This window comes from Anaerovirgula multivorans, assembly GCF_900188145.1.
GTDB classification, from domain to species: Bacteria; Bacillota; Clostridia; order Peptostreptococcales; family Natronincolaceae; genus Anaerovirgula; species Anaerovirgula multivorans.
This window is the reverse complement of the sequence record NZ_FZOJ01000001.1, coordinates 302,144-320,567: the sequence shown is the minus strand read 5'-3', so window position 1 is coordinate 320,567 and position 18,424 is coordinate 302,144. Positions and strand designations below refer to the sequence as shown.

19 protein-coding genes are annotated in these 18,424 nt (G+C 33.5%); 16 read left to right on the top strand and 3 right to left on the bottom strand.

The features are described from left to right. Positions 1-16 precede the first annotated feature (16 nt). From rsgA to CHB72_RS01690, 3 genes are read left to right on the top strand one after another with little or no spacing between them, the layout of a single operon-like run. Positions 17-898 (top strand): ribosome small subunit-dependent GTPase A, encoded by an 882-nt coding sequence (gene rsgA, locus CHB72_RS01700; RefSeq protein WP_176431132.1) that lies wholly within the window; start codon positions 17-19, stop codon positions 896-898. A 3-nt stretch (positions 899-901) separates the two neighbouring features. Continuing rightward, the gene (rpe, locus tag CHB72_RS01695) at positions 902-1,555 is read left to right on the top strand and encodes a ribulose-phosphate 3-epimerase (RefSeq protein ID WP_089281124.1); all 654 of its coding nucleotides are present in this window, start codon (positions 902-904) and stop codon (positions 1,553-1,555) included. A 12-nt stretch (positions 1,556-1,567) separates the two neighbouring features. Then, positions 1,568-2,200, top strand: a complete 633-nt coding sequence (locus tag CHB72_RS01690) for a thiamine diphosphokinase (RefSeq protein WP_089281123.1) — start codon at positions 1,568-1,570, stop codon at positions 2,198-2,200. A gap of 411 nt (positions 2,201-2,611) precedes the next feature. Here CHB72_RS01690 and rpmB read toward each other — a convergent pair whose 3' ends face one another. After that, positions 2,612-2,803 carry a 50S ribosomal protein L28 gene (gene rpmB / locus CHB72_RS01685; RefSeq protein WP_089281122.1) on the bottom strand — a complete coding sequence of 64 codons (192 nt, stop codon included), beginning with the start codon at positions 2,801-2,803 and terminating at the stop codon, positions 2,612-2,614. A gap of 288 nt (positions 2,804-3,091) precedes the next feature. On the opposite strand from rpmB, the gene CHB72_RS01680 reads away from it, so the two are divergent. From CHB72_RS01680 to CHB72_RS01655, 6 genes are all read left to right on the top strand, one after another. Then, on the top strand, positions 3,092-3,448 hold the full coding sequence (locus CHB72_RS01680; protein WP_089281121.1) for an Asp23/Gls24 family envelope stress response protein: 357 nt from the start codon (positions 3,092-3,094) through the stop codon (positions 3,446-3,448). A 57-nt stretch (positions 3,449-3,505) separates the two neighbouring features. Continuing rightward, positions 3,506-5,086, top strand: coding sequence for a DAK2 domain-containing protein (locus CHB72_RS01675; protein WP_176431143.1), 1,581 nt, complete (start codon positions 3,506-3,508; stop codon positions 5,084-5,086). A 41-nt stretch (positions 5,087-5,127) separates the two neighbouring features. Then, a complete protein-coding gene (gene recG, locus CHB72_RS01670; RefSeq protein WP_089281119.1) occupies positions 5,128-7,182 on the top strand; it encodes an ATP-dependent DNA helicase RecG in 2,055 nt (684 codons plus the stop codon). A gap of 198 nt (positions 7,183-7,380) precedes the next feature. Continuing rightward, positions 7,381-7,944: a 16S rRNA (guanine(966)-N(2))-methyltransferase RsmD gene (gene rsmD, locus CHB72_RS01665; RefSeq protein ID WP_089281118.1), complete on the top strand. Its 564-nt coding sequence runs from the start codon at positions 7,381-7,383 to the stop codon at positions 7,942-7,944. Beyond that, positions 7,941-8,420 (top strand): pantetheine-phosphate adenylyltransferase, encoded by a 480-nt coding sequence (gene coaD, locus CHB72_RS01660; protein ID WP_089281117.1) that lies wholly within the window; start codon positions 7,941-7,943, stop codon positions 8,418-8,420. The genes rsmD and coaD overlap by 4 nt, the downstream gene beginning before the upstream one ends. A 108-nt stretch (positions 8,421-8,528) precedes the next feature. Continuing rightward, the gene (locus CHB72_RS01655; RefSeq protein ID WP_089281116.1) at positions 8,529-8,975 is read left to right on the top strand and encodes an ATPase; all 447 of its coding nucleotides are present in this window, start codon (positions 8,529-8,531) and stop codon (positions 8,973-8,975) included. Between the two features lie 241 nt (positions 8,976-9,216). Here the strand turns inward: CHB72_RS01655 and ylbJ are convergent, their stop codons facing one another. Together ylbJ and CHB72_RS01645 are read right to left on the bottom strand one after the other, a co-directional pair. Continuing rightward, positions 9,217-10,527: a sporulation integral membrane protein YlbJ gene (ylbJ, locus tag CHB72_RS01650; RefSeq protein WP_089281115.1), complete on the bottom strand. Its 1,311-nt coding sequence runs from the start codon at positions 10,525-10,527 to the stop codon at positions 9,217-9,219. Between the two features lie 319 nt (positions 10,528-10,846). Next, the gene (locus CHB72_RS01645; protein ID WP_089281114.1) at positions 10,847-12,115 is read right to left on the bottom strand and encodes a nucleotidyltransferase; all 1,269 of its coding nucleotides are present in this window, start codon (positions 12,113-12,115) and stop codon (positions 10,847-10,849) included. A 314-nt stretch (positions 12,116-12,429) separates the two neighbouring features. On the opposite strand from CHB72_RS01645, the gene CHB72_RS01640 reads away from it, so the two are divergent. From CHB72_RS01640 to fabK, 7 genes are all read left to right on the top strand, one after another. Next, complete coding sequence (locus CHB72_RS01640; RefSeq protein ID WP_089281113.1) at positions 12,430-13,623, top strand: acetate/propionate family kinase; 1,194 nt, start codon at positions 12,430-12,432, stop codon at positions 13,621-13,623. Between the two features lie 309 nt (positions 13,624-13,932). Continuing rightward, positions 13,933-14,454, top strand: coding sequence for a YceD family protein (locus tag CHB72_RS01635; RefSeq protein ID WP_176431131.1), 522 nt, complete (start codon positions 13,933-13,935; stop codon positions 14,452-14,454). A 13-nt stretch (positions 14,455-14,467) separates the two neighbouring features. Continuing rightward, positions 14,468-14,650: a 50S ribosomal protein L32 gene (rpmF, locus tag CHB72_RS01630; RefSeq protein ID WP_089281111.1), complete on the top strand. Its 183-nt coding sequence runs from the start codon at positions 14,468-14,470 to the stop codon at positions 14,648-14,650. Between the two features lie 224 nt (positions 14,651-14,874). Further along, on the top strand, positions 14,875-15,438 hold the full coding sequence (gene fapR / locus CHB72_RS01625; protein ID WP_089281110.1) for a transcription factor FapR: 564 nt from the start codon (positions 14,875-14,877) through the stop codon (positions 15,436-15,438). 21 nt (positions 15,439-15,459) lie between these two features. After that, positions 15,460-16,467, top strand: a complete 1,008-nt coding sequence (gene plsX, locus CHB72_RS01620; protein WP_089281109.1) for a phosphate acyltransferase PlsX — start codon at positions 15,460-15,462, stop codon at positions 16,465-16,467. Further along, on the top strand, positions 16,460-17,455 hold the full coding sequence (locus CHB72_RS01615; RefSeq protein ID WP_089281108.1) for a beta-ketoacyl-ACP synthase III: 996 nt from the start codon (positions 16,460-16,462) through the stop codon (positions 17,453-17,455). The genes plsX and CHB72_RS01615 overlap by 8 nt, the downstream gene beginning before the upstream one ends. Before the next feature lie 18 nt (positions 17,456-17,473). After that, on the top strand, positions 17,474-18,424 hold the full coding sequence (gene fabK, locus CHB72_RS01610; protein WP_089281107.1) for an enoyl-[acyl-carrier-protein] reductase FabK: 951 nt from the start codon (positions 17,474-17,476) through the stop codon (positions 18,422-18,424).

The following is an 18,424-nucleotide window of genomic DNA, read 5'->3' as shown; positions in this document are numbered from 1 at the left end:
TATTAGGAGGGAACTGATGATAAAAGGCCGGTTGATAAAAGGAATAGGTGGATTTTATTATGTTGATGCAGCTGGAGAAATTTTTGAATGCAAAGCTAGAGGTATTTTTAGACAAATGAAAGTAACACCTTTAGTTGGAGACTATGTAGAAATATCGATCCTAGATCAAGAAAATAAAAAAGGGGTTTTGGAAAAAATCTTGGAGAGAAAGACTGAATTAATTCGTCCAACTGTAGCAAATGTAGATCAAGCTGTTATTGTCTTTGCTGTGACACAACCAGAGCCTAATCTTTTATTGCTGGATAGATTTTTGATACTGGCAGAAAAGGAAGAACTTGATATTGTCATCTGTTTAAATAAGACAGATTTAGTAGAAGAAGACCAACATTTCAAAAAAATTCTTGATATTTATCATACTACAGGCTATAGGATTTTGTTAACAAATTATAAAAACGAAGATAGTATAGTACAGTTAAAAGAAGTACTAACCAATAAAACCAATGTTTTTGCTGGACCATCAGGTGTAGGAAAATCTACTTTGCTAAATAAAATTCATCCCGGTTTAAAATTAGAAACAGGTGTGATTAGCAAAAAAACCTCTAGAGGTAAACATACTACAAGACATGCAGAACTTATTTCTATTGGTAATAACAGTTGGGTAGTAGATACGCCAGGATTTAGTTCTCTAAGTATAGATTTTATGGAGGCAGAAGAGTTGCCGCATTTTTTTCCAGAGTTTTCTCCTTATCTGGAAGAATGTAGGTTTTCTTCTTGTCGACATATTGATGAACCAAAATGTGGTATTAAAGAGGCATTGAAAACAGGTAGTATTTCAGAGGAAAGATACAACAATTATTTACAATTTATTGAAGAAATTAGAAGTAGTAGGAGGTTTTAATAAATGGTAAAAATAGCACCCTCTATTTTGTCTGCAGATTTTTCCAATTTGATAGCAGATGTAACTAAGGTTGAAGAGGCTGGATGCGATTTGCTGCATATAGATGTAATGGATGGTCATTTTGTACCTAACATTACTTTAGGGCCACCGATCGTTAAAAGCTTAAAGGGGAAAACAAAGCTACCCTTCGATGTTCACCTGATGATAGAAAATCCAGACAAGTATATCGAGGATTTCGTGAATGCAGGAGCAGACATTATATCCGTACACAGTGAGACCTGCATTCATTTACATAGAACGATACAGCAAATAAAAAAACACGGTGTTAAGGCGGCAGTCGCCCTAAATCCTGCTACACCCCTGACAGTCATTGAATATGTCTTAGAGGACCTGGATATGGTCTTAATTATGACAGTAAACCCTGGGTTTGGAGGACAAAGCTTTATACCGAGTATGATTGAGAAAATAAAAAAATTGAAAACCATGATAGAAGAAAGAAATCTAAATATTGACATACAGGTGGATGGTGGTATCAAGCCTGACAATGTTCATCTGGTAACAGGGGCGGGAGCAAATGTTATCGTAGCAGGTTCTGCTATATTTAATAGCAAGGATATTAAAACAACGGTAGAATTAATAAGAAAAAATGCTTTATAGAGAGGGAAGACAATGGAGATTGCAATTATCACAAATGGGAATATACACAATCTAGAACTCATGAAAAGAATGATTCAAGATAAATATATCATATGTGCTGATGGTGCAGCGAAGTATTTGGTTCAATCCAGCATTGTACCTCATTTATTAGTAGGAGACTTTGATTCTATAGATTCTAGTCATTTGTTATGGATGAAAGACCAAGGAGTAAATTGGGAAAAGTTTCCTACTAAAAAAGATGCAACCGATACAGAGCTTGCAGTAGAATATGCAATAAAAATGAAACCTAAAAGTATAACAATTATTGGGGCTTTAGGATCAAGACAGGATCATAGTATTGCTAATGTCATGCTGTTAAATAAAATATTACAACACAAAATACAGGGGAAAATCATTGATGAAAATAATGAAATAACGATTACTGATAGTGTTCTAGAGGTTGAAGGAGAGTTAGGTGAGACAATCTCTATTATCCCATTATCCAACACCGTAAAAGGTGTTACACTAAAGGGGTTAGAATATCCATTAGTCAATAGGGATATACCCATGGGAAGCACTTTAGGAATCAGCAATGTTTTTTCTTCTAAGATAGCTACAATTGCTGTAGTGGAAGGAACATTAATGATCATAAAATCAAAAGAGTAATAAAAAACAAATGTCATTCTATATAGATAACCAATTTTAAACTTTAATTTTGATATACTAAATTAAATCTCGTTTTAACCCAAGGGGAAAAGTGTAGACTGTGTATATTGAAATTTGAGACTAATGGTGTATGTTTATATAAAAAAGAGTGGCATTTTTATTGTTTTTGAATATGATATTAATAACAAGAGATTGAGGCAGGTGATGTTATGTTTCGGAAGAGAAGAGGAATGTCTCTAACGAAATTGATAGGGATCATACTATTTGTCATAGGTTTTTGCATATTTTTATATATTATGCCATTCAAAATTTGGATCTTTGTATTTGCTTTTGTCTGTATGGTTGTTGGAACACTGATATACCATTTTTAAAGCAAAAAAAGCCTCCCCGTTTTAAGGTGGCTTTTTTTATTTATATTGCTCTTTCAACTTTTCCGGAACGTAAGCATCTTGTACATACGTTAATTCTTTTTGTTGTACCGTTAATGATAGCTTTTACTCTTCTTAGATTAGGTAACCAAGTTCTTTTGTTATGACGGTTAGAGTGACTTACTTGATTTCCATGCACTTTACCTTTTTCACATATATCACATACTCTTGCCATGATGAACACCTCCTTCAAGTCTATGTTCAGACTTTAAAAACATTATAATATTATCACAATAATCCTTACTTTGCAATAAAAATATAAAAAAATTAAAGCTATTCCACAATATCCAGTGTGTTAATCTGTAGAGTATAACACAATCATGGTTTTATATTGAACTATTTCATAGATTCATATACAATAGTTATATACATTTTAAATATATATTGTAGTAATTACATATATTATTATATATTATTGCACAGATTATGAATATTTTATTATTCGTTTTAAGGAGGGTAACAAATGCCAGGAAAATTAACCAATGATATTGGAACAATAGTTATTGATGACCATGTATTGGCTTCAATTGCTGGTGCATCAGCTATGGAGTGCTATGGTTTAGTAGGTATGGCGGCTAAATCAGCAGCTGGAGGCTTAGTTGAACTGCTAAAAAGAGAACATTCCAGTAAAGGAGTAAAGGTTACTACAGAAAATGATGAAATCACGATTGAATTGTTTGTCATTGTAGAATTTGGCACTAGGATTTCTGTGGTGGCAAATAACATCATTGAAAAAGTAAAATATAATATTGAACATTTAACTGGGATGAATGTAAAAAAGGTCAATATTAATGTACAAGGTGTTAGAGTTCAAAAGTAACTTAAGGAGGTACGAGACTTGAAAATTGAATACATAGATCAACAATTATTAAAACAAATGCTTATTGCAGGAGCTCAATCTCTTGAGATAAATAAGAAAGTCGTTAATGCATTAAACGTATTTCCTGTCCCAGATGGTGATACTGGTACTAATATGTCATTGACAATGCAGTCTGCTGTAAAAGAAATAAAAAATAATAAAGCCAGTTCTCTAGAAGAAGTTGCTAGCTTAGCTGCTAATGGTTCATTAATGGGAGCTCGTGGAAATTCTGGAGTCATCCTTTCCCAGCTCCTTAGGGGTTTTGCTAAAGGAGTAAAAGGAAAAGAAAAGCTGAGTACTACAGATCTTGCCTACGCTCTAAAGCTGGCTTCTGATACTGCTTATAAAGCAGTAATGAAACCAGTTGAAGGGACGATTCTAACTGTAGCACGAGAAAGTGGAGAGAAGGCAGTAATCATAGCTAAAAAAGAGAAAAATATTGTATCATTTTTTGAAAAAGTAATATTAGAGGCAGAAATAACCTTAAAAAAAACACCGGATATGTTAAAGGTATTAAAAGATGCAGGGGTTGTTGACTCTGGAGGAAAAGGTTTAGTTTATATTTATTTAGGTGCTCTTAGTGCGCTAACAGGAAATGCACCAACAACTGAAGATATAGAAATCATACAGCAAACTGTAGAACATGAAGAATACATTGAAGAAGATCTTGAATTTGGATATTGCACTGAATTTATTATTAATGCTTCTAATAGTAATATAGAAACACTTAAAAATACTATCAAGGATTATGGAGATTCCATGCTGGTAGTGGGTAATGAAAATGTTGTAAAGGTTCATATTCATACAAATCATCCAGGAGAGGTTTTAGAAGAAGGATTGAAACTGGGTTATCTAAGTGATATCAAAATAGATAATATGCGGCTACAGCACAGAAATGAAAATTTTCAAGAAGCTGTAGAAGCTCCTTCAAAAACACAGAAAAAGCAGTATGGTTTTGTTACTGTTACTATGGGAGAAGGTTTAACCAAGATTTTCAAAGATTTTGACATTGATTATGTCATCAAAGGGGGACAAACAATGAACCCCAGTACAGAAGATTTTGTAAAAGCTTTAAATGGTATTGAAGCGGAAACTATTTTTATTCTTCCAAACAATAGCAATATTATTATGGCGGCGAATCAAGCAAAAGAAATCTCAAATAAAGACATAAGAGTTATACCAACAAAATCTATTCCACAGGGAATAGCAGCCTTGATGGCTTTTAATTTAGAAAATACTGTTGAGATTAATGAAGCTCAAATGATAGATGCTATTAAAAATGTAAAAACCGGCCAAGTAACCTACGCCGTTAGAGATACCAGCTATGACGATATGCCCATCAATAAAGGAGATATATTAGGTATTGGAGAAAGTAAAATCCAAGCAGTGGGCTCAGATATATTTAATGTTTCCAAAGAACTTTTAGAAAAAATGGTGACTGAGAAAGATGAAATCATAACAATTTTTTATGGAGAAGAAATAAAAGAAGAATATGCCAATGAACTTTTAGACCATTTAGAAAAAATATATCCAGAGTGTGATATGGAACTATATTATGGAGGACAGCCTTTGTACTATTATATCTTTTCTGTTGAATAGATGGATTTTTGAAGAAATAGTAGTTGCAGGAGTGGTAATGAATGGAAATGTTAAAAAAAGATATTCAGTATATTAAAGGCGTAGGGCCAAAAAAACTCTCGCTACTAAAGAAACTAAAGATTTTTAATGTAGAAGATATGATTTATCATTTTCCGCGAGATTATGAAAATCGTAGTTTTTCTAAAAAGATAATCGAATTGAAACCAGGTGAGAAGGTTACTATATATGGAGTAATCGTTGGGCAACGTCAGTCTCTAAAAGTAAGAAAAGGCTTGAATATTAATAGATATTTAGTAAAAGATGATTCTGGATTTATAAGTATTACATTTTTTAATCAACCCTATGTGAAAAACAAGCTAAAAGCGAATGATTCTATCATGCTTAATGGCAAGATTAAAATGGGTTTACAAGGATTAGAGATGGTCAATCCCGTATTTGAAGTAGTGAATCAAGGTGAGAATCCTACACTAGATACTATTGTCCCCATTTATTCATCTACTGATGGTTTTACTCAAAATCAGATGATTAGTATAAAAAAGAATATCTTGCAAATGGTTAATGATGATGTTGTGGAGTATATGCCTGAAATAATTATTGAAAAAAACAAATTATGCGGCTTAAATTTCGCATTAAAACGCATACATTTTCCTACTTCTCTACAGGAGGTAAAGATAGCAAGGTATAGATTAGTTTTTGATGAGTTATTATTATTACAATTAGTTCTAGTACGTATTAAGAAAAAAGTAATAAGCTCCAAAAACAGTATACCACTTAAAAATAATGAGGGTTTAGTCCAGTTCATAAACCATCTTCCTTTTCAATTGACTGGGGCACAAAAAACTGTATTACAGGAAATTATAAAGGATTTAGAAGATGTAACTCCGATGAATCGACTAGTACAAGGAGATGTTGGTTCTGGGAAAACCATTGTTGCAATCATTGCTTTGTATAAAGCTGTTATAAACAGTTGTCAAGGAGCATTAATGGCACCCACTGAAATATTAGCAGAACAACACTACACTTCATTAAAGCAATTACTTGAGCCGATGGGAGTACGGATAGGCTTATTAATCGGCAGTTTAACAAAGACTAAAAAACTGGAATTATTAGAAAAAATTAAAGAAGGACAAATAGATATTATTATTGGAACCCACGCACTTATTCAAGAATCAGTAGAATTTCAACGTTTAGCTTTGGTTGTAACAGATGAACAACATCGTTTTGGGGTAAGACAAAGGGCAATTCTTGCGGAGAAGGGTGAAAATCCTCATATTTTAGTTATGACTGCTACCCCAATACCTAGAACCTTAGCTTTAATATTATATGGTGATTTAGACATATCTATTATTGATGAATTACCACCGGGGAGAAAGGAAATAAAAACCCATGGTCTCACTCAGGAGGAAAAAGAACGGGCTTATGAATTTGCAAAAAAAGAATTAAATTCGGGTAGGCAGATCTATGTAGTATGTCCCTTGGTAGAAGAATCAGAAGTAATTGAAGCTAAAGCAGCTACAGATATAGCAGAAGAGCTGGCCTCTACTTTTTTTCAAGACTATACAGTGGGCTTGCTTCATGGGAAAATGAAAACGAAAGAAAAAGAAGAAATTATGAAGAAGTTTACAAAGAATGAAATCAATGTATTGGTTTCCACAACGGTCATTGAAGTAGGTGTAAATGTTCCTAATGCGACAATGATGATCATAGAGAATGCTGAACGTTTTGGCTTAGCTCAGCTACATCAATTAAGAGGTAGGGTAGGACGAGGACATTCTCAATCCTATTGCATATTACTACACAATAATAAAAGCAAAATAGCTAAAGATAGAATAAAGATTATGGAGAGCACAAACGACGGCTTTGTTATTTCAGAAAAGGATCTTGAAATAAGAGGGCCTGGTGAATTTTTAGGATTAAGACAACATGGTTTACCTGACTTTAAAATCGCTAATTTACTTAAGCATATGAAGGTATTGAAAAGGGTGCAATCACAAGTAGAAGAAATTCTTCAAGAAGACCCCTTATTATCTTTAGATAAATATCCTTCATTGAAGACAAAATTAGAAGAAAAGTTTAAGGGATTTGAAGGTATATAGCAGTTATAGGAGCAACCTCGGTTGTTCCTTTTTGCGCTCTGTGAAAGTGACTGACACCAAATCGAAGATTTGGTTCATCTACTTTTGTAATGTATAAAAATAGTAAAAAAGTTGTAGAATGTGAAATAAACAAAAATATTTTGTTAACCAATAGTCAGTATGTTAAAATATTGATATAATTACATGAGGAGGAAATATATGCGAATTATTGCCGGTAAGGCTAGAGGGCTCAAACTTATTACTCCAAGGGATTTACAAATAAGACCGACCTCAGATAGGGTAAAAGAATCTGTTTTTAATATAATTCAAAGTAATGTTTATGATAGTATTATTGTTGATTTATTTGCAGGTACTGGTAATTTAGGTATTGAAGCCTTATCACGAAATGCTAAGAAGGTATATTTTATAGATGGTAGTAAGGATAGTGTAGACATAATAAAAGAAAATCTAGCTAAAACTAATTTTATTTCACAGGCGGAAGTAATATCTGGGGACGTTGTTGCTGGTATCCACAAGTTAGCTGAGAAAAATGTACAAGCTGATATTATTTTTATGGATCCTCCTTATAATAAAGGGTTAGCTTTAGTGGCATTAGAACATATTGCAAGTAAAAAGCTGTTGAATTCATCAGGGATTATTGTTGTGGAGCATGATAAGATGGAGAATATGCCAGAAGAGATGGATATAATCATACGTTTTCGAAGGAAGGACTATGGGAATACAAGTGTTTCCTTCTATAAGCAAAAGGAGGAAATTAAATGAAAATAGGTATTTATCCTGGAAGTTTTGATCCTATTACCAATGGACATTTAGATATCATTGAAAGAGCGTCAAAACTTTGTGACAAAGTTATTGTAGCAGTTTTGCAGAACCCCAGTAAAAACCCATTATTTACTTTAGAGGAAAGAGTATATTTGATTGAAGAAGCTGTAAAACCCTTTAAAAATATTACAGTGGACTGTTTTTCGGGGCTTTTAATAGATTATGCAAAGAAAAATGATGCTAAAGTTATTATTAAGGGATTAAGAGCTGTTTCGGATTTTGAATATGAATTTCAAATGGCTTTAATGAATAGAAAATTAGCACCAGATGTCGAGACGATTTTTTTAATGACTAGTAGTGAAAATTCCTATCTCAGTTCTAGCTTAGTAAAGGAAGTAGCTAAGTTTGGTGGATGTATTGAGGGATTAGTACCAGCATCGACAAAAAAAGAAATCTTTAAAAAGATAAAATTGTAGGCGAATTTATTTCGAGGATGTAGTGCTTGACTTTTTAATTAAGTAAAAGGAAGTCATGGCAATACATTGAATGGGAAAATGAAATTAAATTGTTAGGGGGACAAAATTGTGGATGTATTAAAATTATTGGAAGAATTAGAAGAAATCGTTGAAAGTGGCTCGTCAATACCTTTTGCCCATAAGGTGTTAGTAGATAAAGATGAGGTGTTAGAGATCATTAAAGAAATTAGAATACATCTACCAGATGAGGTTAAACAAGCCCAATGGATCAAGGAAGAAAGACAGCGGATTTTAATCGACGCACAACAAGAAGCAGATACAATTATACAAGAAGCAAATGAACATATTGCTGCAATGGTAGAGCAGGATGAGATTACTAAGATTGCCCGCAAACAAGCAGAAGATATTATTTCACAGGCCCAAACAGGAGCAAAAGATATGCGACTAGGCGCTAGAGATTATGCCGACGAAATATTATCAGAGGTAGAAAATAATCTAACTGAACTCGCTAAAACCATAAATAATAATAGAAATGAATTGAAGGGGATGAAATAATTTTCATCCCCTTTTTATCTTTAATGATTTATATTAGATGTGGGTCTTCGAATTTTTAATATTCTAAGGAGATACATTTGCAGTCCTTGACTATATCTTTTAGCTCCATGATCAAAACCGTAGACTCGTGTATATCAAAAGTAGATGACCCAAATCTTTGATTTGCTGTCAGTCACTTTCACAGAATGCAATTAAAGTTTAAAATTGGTTATCTATAGATACGCGTTAACAAACTTTAGAATCATCTTTTTTTATTAAGACAAGATGTCATATAGGTAAAAAAGCCAACAATAAGTGAGAAAAGTAAGAGAGTAATTAAAATTACTAAAAAAAACTCAACAGACAACTTAAAATTATTAAATAAATTATGATATATTGACAGCTGCTGATAATGATTAGAGGCAGGAACTGAAAAAGTAAAAAACAAAGTAAAAATAGGATACAATAAATAAATTAATGCATAGGATAGTACCCCATGAAAGAATTTAGAGAAAATATATAAATAAGAATTAATGTCAGTTATACTAATAATACTAATTGATTGAGCATGAATAGAAAAGCCGCTCCAGCCAATGATAAAAGCAGCCGCAGCTATTCGATTAATAAGGCTAGCACTTAAAGTGCCAGCTGCTATTTTACAGCCCATTGTTATTTCAAATAAGCCTGTAATAAGAGCTTTGATGATTGGCAATTCAATATGGAGCGGCTTAAGAAAAAAGAATAAGACTTTAGAAATAAAGCTAACAAATCCTATAAGCTCTAGAATGTTAATAATAACAGAAAATAAAATGATAAAGCCGCCAACCATTAACATTGTATTGATAGATTCCTTAACAGCATTGCCTAGCAGGATACCAAAGGAAGGAGCTTTGCTACGGGTAGAGGCCAAATTCAAAATGGCTCTTTTTATGATACTCTGGTTTTTGTAAGAATAGCTTTGTAATCGGGTATTAACTTTCCCTCTTTTATAAAAACTAAAGAAAAGACCAACAATAATAGCAGCTAGATAATGGGCAGTAGCTAGCAGAATACCTATCTCTGAAGATTTAAACATACCTATAGAAACAGCTCCTACTAAAAACAAGGGACCAGAAGTACTGCAAAAGGATACCAACCGTTGGGCTTCTACCTTAGATACAATATGATCATTTCGTAATTTGGTTGCTATTTTTACACCAACTGGATAACCAGAAGTTACACTCATGGCAAAGGCAAAGGAGCCTTCTCCAGGCACATTAAATAAAGGACGCATGATTGGTTCTAGTAATGTCCCAACAAATTTTACAACGCCTAGACCAACCAGTAGCTCTGAACCTATAAAAAAAGGCAGTAAAGCTGGTAGAACCACCGTAACCCATATATTTAAGCCATTATATGCAGCTTTAACTGATTCGTTTGGAAAAATGATAATACAAAAAACCAGCATAACGACAATAGCAACAATGACATAATCCCCAAAAAAATTTTGAAATCTAGTAAAAGACCCTTTTAAAAAATAAACAAAAGCAGCACCTATGATTACTAAAAGAAGCAAGGTTATAATAATAGACATATGATTCCTCCTACTGAAAAGACATTAATAAAGCTTTATTATAGGTAACCAACTACAGAACTTAAGCAGATGACTGAAATCTATGATTTCATGTCAGTCGCTTATACAAGGTGAAATTTTGATATGCTAAGGGCTACATTTGCAGCCCATGGGTTTTTGGGCGAAACCGTAGACCGTGTATATCAAAAGTAGATGACCCAAATCTTTGATTTGCTGTCAGTCACTTTCACAAAATGCAATTAAAGTTTTAAATTGGTTATCTATAATATATATTTGATAAAAAAATATATATTCTTTTCAAAAGAGGATATAGCATTACTTATTTTCTTGCGTAGTAGGGGCTCTGATAATAGTCTAGGGGCTTTGAAGAAAAAAAATGGTTTTTTAGTGCTAATGTATAGATGTTTGTTGCTCTTATGTCCAATTCCAATAGTTCTTTAGCTGTCTCATCGCTGGGGATATATTGGTTTATTTTATTAATAATAGGCAACTTAGATTTAGACTTGCAGGATTTTAGTATTTCTCTACCTTTGTTATTAAAACCCAATGCTCTGATATATTGTGGTCCTCCTTCATGATTAAATCTCAAAAGATCTTTTTTCTTTAGATTTAAAAGAGCATGCATACAGATTCTTTGAATTCTAGTAAGGGTATAGCGTTTGCTTTTTATGCAATTGTATAGAGATTCTATTGAACTACAATGATGACTACATTCATAGATTCTATTTTCTAATCCCTCGTTTACATCAAAGTATTCAGCTAAACCTACTGAATTCTCACGTCTCAAAATGGTCAAAATAGTATGTTCAAAATCTTCCTTAAATACAGGAGCAATGCCAGCTTCGTATGCTTCCTTTAGTAGTTTATGTGAAACAGAGGGCATTACTTTCCTCAGATCCTCTAAAGGTTTTCTCATTTTGAGATGTTCTCTTATGGCAGTAGCGCTAGAAATATCTGAGGTCATATTCTTTGAATGATACGCAGCCTTAACACGGGGAATCGTATAAGGAAGGATTGTACTACCTAGTCTCTTTAAAGCTTTAAGATATTCTATAGATAATATATTATTTGGATTATTCATGATGCTTTCTATATTCATCGATTCTTCATCACAACCATTACTGTGGCAGAATTTATAAAAATCTATTAAAGCCTTAGAGCGAGCTGCTGGAAAGGGAAGACCTTCCTTTAAATAACTTTTTAAGGAGTTTTCAAATGATAACGGTGATTTAAATAAAATATCTGCAATCATTTCTAGCGTTGAGATTTTTCCGTATTCACTGCCAAATGCAATACAATCTATAACCCCTAAATTATGTAATAGATTAATGGAACCAAAGGCAAATAACTCTGCTGTAGCACATGCATAGGCAGTGGGCAATTCTATAACCAAATCAACCCCACACTCAATAGCCATTTTTGCTCTCTGCCATTTATGAACTAGAGCTGGCTCGCCTCTTTGTAAAAAATTACCACTCATTACAGCTACTGTATGAGTTGCACCTGTAATTTCTATAGATTTATTCAAGTGATATAAATGTCCATTGTGAAACGGATTATATTCTGTAATCAGTCCTAATACTTTCATAGTAACCTCCATCGTTTATTTTTTTACAAAAATACTATTTAGTAATGGATATGCTTCTTATTCCTTAATGTATAGTTTAAAAGAAATAAGGTTATTTTAGTAGATGTATATAGATTAAATCAATCTATATCTTATTATAATAGTATAATAAGATTTTATCAGTAAATATATAATTACATTAATATTTTTTAAAATATCATTGAAAAACTTGAAAAATCCTTCGAAATTTATTATTATTGAAATGTTAAAAGGTTTTTGATATTTCTTTATCAAATCATCTATAACTATTATTACATAGGGAGGTTTTTAATCAAATGAAAGTATTAGTTATGAACTGTGGAAGTTCATCCCTCAAGTATCAGCTAATTAACATGGAAAATGAAGAGTTATTGGCAAAAGGTATAGCCGAAAGAATTGGAATCGAAGGATCTTTTGTAAAGCATGAAACAACAGGAAAAGAAAAGGCTGTTATCGAAGAGCCAATGACAGATCATAAAGCAGCAATAAAAATTGTATTAGAAGCATTAATCCATGCTGAATATGGAGCTATACAATCTATGAGCGAAATAACAGCTGTAGGCCATAGAGTTGTACATGGCGGCGAAAAGTTTTCAGGTTCTGTTGTAATAGATAAAGAAGTAAAAGCTGTTTTAGAGGAATGTTCAGAATTAGCACCATTACACAATCCACCAAACCTAATGGGAATCTATGCTTGTGAAGAGATATTACCTAATGTACCTATGGTAGGTGTGTTTGATACAGCATTCCATCAAACAATGCCAAAGGCTTCTTATATGTATGCACTACCTTATGATTTATATGAAAAATATAAAATAAGAAGATATGGTTTCCATGGAACATCCCATAAATATGTTGCAATGAAGGCGGCAGAATTATTAGGACAACCATTAGAAAGTCTAAAAATTGTAACCTGTCATTTAGGTAATGGCGCTAGTGTTACAGCAATAAAGAATGGTAAATCAGTTGATACAAGTATGGGCTTTACTCCATTAGAGGGATTAGCTATGGGAACAAGATGCGGAGACTTAGACCCTGCTATTATCGAATTCTGGATGAAAAAGGAAAACTTGACAATAGCTGAAGTAAATAATGCTATGAACAAAAAATCAGGAGTTTTAGGGATATCAGGTGTAAGCAGTGACTTTAGAGATGTTGAAGAAGCTGCAAATGCAGGTAATGAAAGAGCTCAATTAGCTTTAGACTTTTATTATCAAAGAGTTAAAAAGTATATTGGGGCCTATGCAGCAGAAATGGGCGGTCTAGATGCAGTTGTATTTACAGCTGGCTTAGGTGAAAACTCCATAGTAGCTAGAAAAGAAATCTGTAAGGATCTTGAATTTTTAGGAATCAAGATTGATGATGAAAAGAATAGTATTAGAGGTAAAGAAACTGTTGTAAGCACAGAGGATTCTACAGTGAAGGTGATATTAGTTCCAACAAATGAAGAATTGATGATAGCAAGAGAAACAAAAGCCCTTGTAGGATAATAAAAAAGAGGTAGGGATATAAATTTCTCTACCTTTTTACTAGTTTTAAAAATCAGAAAAATACACTCTTAAAGCAATAAAGAATCAATAGATAAATGAATAATTGTTTATGAATTAATTCAACGTATCAAGATAAAATACTTGACAAACCTTCAATTGATTTGTATAATCAATTTTGTTAATGTATTAGAAAGTGCCTTTTTCTTAAGCGGGAGTACCTAGTAAATGATAATTTGAAATCTATTGTTTTATGGTGTTAAGAAAATATATAAAAAATTGTTTCCTTCACAGTAAATAGAGGTGAGAAATTTGAAGTTTGATTTAAACACCATTAAAAGAGGGGAAAACGACAAGATAGACTTAGACTTTGTTGTTAATCTTGAAAGTATTGACTATTATGGTGATGTCCTTAAGGTTATTACACCTATTTCTGTTTTGGGTAGTTTATATAGTATTGGGAAAAAAATCTTTTTATCCTGTAAGCTTGAAACAGATTTAGAGGTTCATTGTGGAAGATGTTTAAAGCCCTTTATTTATTTATTAAAAACCAATATTGATGTTGAATTAACTGAAGAAGATGAAGCTATGGATGAGGACGACCTTGACGATATCATTACTTATAATGACAACATGATTGACTTTGATGAAATTGTAAAGGAACAGATTATTTCTAACATCCCTATGAAGACTATTTGTAATGAAAATTGCGAAGGTTTATGTAGAGTATGTGGCGTTGATTTAAATCTAGAAAAATGTAAATGCAATACAGATGATGATGAAAATATAGATCCTCGACTAGCTAAATTGAAAGAACTGTTACAACAAGATTAAGGAGGTGTTAAATATGGCAGTACCAAAGCGTAAAACAAGTAAATCTAAAAAGAATATGAGAAGAGCTGCTAATTCAAAGCAGGTTGCAACAGGCTATGTAAAATGCCCACAATGTCATGAACCTAAATTATCACATCGTGTGTGTCCTGAGTGTGGATATTACAAAAACAAAGAGGTTATCTCAGTAAATGAATAATGCAATAAAAAAATAGTAATGACAAATCATTACTATTTTTTTATTGCGTAAAAAAGAGTCCTTTGTTGAATTCACCCATATAGAAAAAATATAAAAATATATATGATAATCATTTGTATAATGAAAATAATAGAGATAAAGCACTTGATTTTTATAATAAAATAATATATACTAAACATTAGTATCAGGTACTAATTATTAGTACTAATGATGAGGTGAAAATTGTGAAATCTTCGGGGAAACTAAATAAATCAGTTCGACAACAGAAATTAATTGATTTAATTAAAGAAGAACCCTTTCTAACGGATGAGGACTTATCGATTAAATTTAATGTTAGCATTCAAACGATACGATTGGATAGATTGGAATTAGGCATACCAGAATTAAGAGAAAGAATTAAAAATGTGGCTGAAAAAAACTATAGAAAAGTTAGAAGCATCATTGGAACGGAAATAGTAGGTGAGCTAATCGATTTAAACTTAGGGGAAAATGGTATATCAATACTAGATACTACACAGGAAATGGCCTTTAGTAAAACAAATCTTGTCAGAGGTCACCATATTTTTTCTCAGGCTGAATCATTGGCGATGGCAGTAATTGATGCTGAGGTTGCATTAACAGGTGTGTCCAACATTAAATATTTGAATCCAGCTAAAGCAGGAGATAAACTGGTGGCAAAGGCTGAGGTTGTTAGAGTTAGGGGAAACAATCATTTTGTGCATGTTCGTATAAAAGTTGATCAAACCCAGGTTTTTAGAGGAAAGTTTATTTTAGTTGTAATTGATTGATGAAAGACGAGGAGGGATACAATGAAAATCGTCCTGGATGCAATGGGAGGAGATCATGGTCCAGCTGTAACAGTATTGGGAGCTGTTGAAGCAGTGAATGAATATGGAATAAACATAATATTAACTGGAAATAGAGATTTAATTGAAAAGGAATTAAAAAAATATGATTACTTAGAAAGCTACATAGAAATAATACATTGTAATGAGGAAATAACTAATGAGGATAAACCTGTAGCAGCGATTAGACGTAAAAAAGATTCCTCTATGGTAGTTGGACTGAATTTGGTGAAAGAGAAAAAAGCTGATGCTATTATTTCAGCAGGGAATACAGGTGCTTTATTGGCTGGAGGATTATTTGTATTAGGCAGGATTAAAGGGATTGACCGACCTGCACTAGCTCCTGTATATCCAACGACTAAAGGCGCATCTATTTTAATAGATGGCGGTGCTAATGCAGATTGTAAACCACGAAATTATCTGGAGTTTGGAATTATGGGAAATATTTATGCTGCGAAAATTTTAGGAATCCATAATCCAAGGGTTTGTACTGTTAACATTGGCATGGAAGAAGGCAAAGGTAACGATGTTACAAAGGAAGCCTATAAGCTTTGTCAGAAGGCTAAGTTTAATTTTGCAGGAAATGTAGAAGCTAGAGATATTCCCTCTGGTTCTGCAGATGTTATTATTTGTGATGGGTTTACTGGTAATGTTATCTTAAAATTGACAGAAGGTATAGCAGCAACAATATTTAGCACATTAAAAGAAGAGTTTACCAGAAACACATTACGTAAACTGGCAGCAACGATATTAAAATCTGGGTTAAAGGATTTCAAAAAAACATTTGATTATACAGAGTATGGAGGTGCACCTTTTCTAGGAGTCCAGGGGAACCTTATTAAGGCCCATGGCAGTTCAAATGCTAAGGCTATAAAAAATGCGATTAGGCAGGCGAAGGCTTTTGTGGAAAAGGAAGTAGTAAAAGATATTATGCAGCAAATAAATGAGCTAGGAGAGGATACTGTTGAATAATTTTTTTGCAGTTGGTATAACCGGTACAGGAAGCTATTTGCCAGACAAAATACTGACAAATCATGATATGGAGAAGATTGTTGAAACTTCTGATGAATGGATAAGAACAAGAACCGGTATCGGTGCTAGAAGAGTAGCAGATGAAAAAACTGCTGCCTCTGATATAGCATCCGAGGCGGCAGAGAGGGCTATGGAGGATGCTGGGATTAAGGCTGAAGATATAGATTTAATTATTGTGGCTACGATAACTCCAGATATGCCAATTCCTTCAACTGCATGTATTGTTCAAAAAAACATTGGTGCTGTAAATGCTGCGGCCTTTGATGTTAGTGCAGCTTGTACTGGGTTTATTTATGCTATGACCATAGGTGAACAGTTTATCAAAACTGGGTTTTATAAAAATGCATTAATTATAGGTACAGAAACCTTAACGAAATTTCTCGATTGGCAAGACCGAAACACATGTGTATTATTCGGAGATGGAGCCGGGGCAGTGGTATTGCAAAGAACAGAAGAAGGTTTTGGTATACTATCCTCTTATTTAGGGGCCGACGGCAAGGGAGGCGAATCCTTAACCTTACCAGGCGGAGGTTCTAGGATGCCCGCCACCTATGAAACAATAGATCAAAGATTACATTGTATAAAAATGGATGGTAGTGATGTATTCAAATTTGCTGTTCGTGTTATGGGGGCTGCAGCATTAAAAGCTCTAGAAAAAAGCAATTTAGAAATAGAGGAAATTGATTTTTTAGTGCCTCATCAGGCAAATATAAGAATTATAGAAGCTGCAGCAAAACGATTAAAGCTTCCGATGGAAAAGGTGTACGTTAATCTTGATCAATACGGTAACATGTCTGCCGCCTCCGTACCAGTGGCATTAGATGAAGCTGTGAAAAAAGGACATATTAAGAAAGGTGATACTGTTGTATTGGTAGCCTTCGGTGGTGGTTTGACATGGGGTTCTAGTGTAATTAAATGGATAAAGTAAAAAAAGAAGGTGATGGTTATGATGCAGACAGAACTATGTAAAATTTTAAATATTCAATATCCAATTATCCAAGGAGGAATGGCTTGGGTCGCAACTGCGGAATTAGCTGCAGCAGTTTCAAATGCTGGAGGACTAGGCATTATTGCAGCTGGTAATGCTCCTGGAGAAGTTGTAGAAGGAGAAATTATCAAGGCGAAAAAGCTAACTGATAAAACCTTTGGTGTAAACGTAATGTTATTATCCCCTTTTGTTGAAGAAGTAATGGAGATCGTACATAAACATAAGGTTCCTGTCGTTACAACTGGAGCAGGAAACCCTGGAAAATATATAAAAAAGCTGAAGGAAATTGGAACGAAGATCGTTCCTGTAGTACCTTCAGTGGCCTTAGCTAAAAGGATGGAAACCCTTGGAGTGGATGCTGTCATTGTTGAAGGGACAGAAGCGGGAGGGCACATAGGGGAGTTAACCACTTTTGCACTGGTACCACAAGTAGCAAATGAAATCGAAATTCCAGTAATTGCAGCTGGGGGAATAGCTGATGGAAGAGGGTTTTTAGCGGCTCTGGCTTTAGGTGCAAAAGGAGTTCAAATGGGAACAAGATTCATCTGTTCTACCGAATGTACAGTTCATGATAATTACAAAGAGATGGTGTTAAAGGCAAAAGACAGGGATGCTGTTGTTACTGCCAGGAGCACGGGGCATCCTGTAAGAGTATTAAAAAATAAATTTACAAAAGACTTTTTAAAGCTAGAAAAAAATAGCATATCTCCAGAGGAGATAGAGGAGCTAGGGGTAGGAAAACTAAGAATAGCTGTAATAGATGGAGATGTGGAAAACGGATCTGTTATGGCGGGGCAAATAGCTGCTATGGTTAAGGAAATTAAATCCTGCAAAGAGATTATTGATGAAGTAATAAATGAAGCAGCCACAGAGTTAAAAAGATTAAAGGCATTGAATAAGGAGGAATAG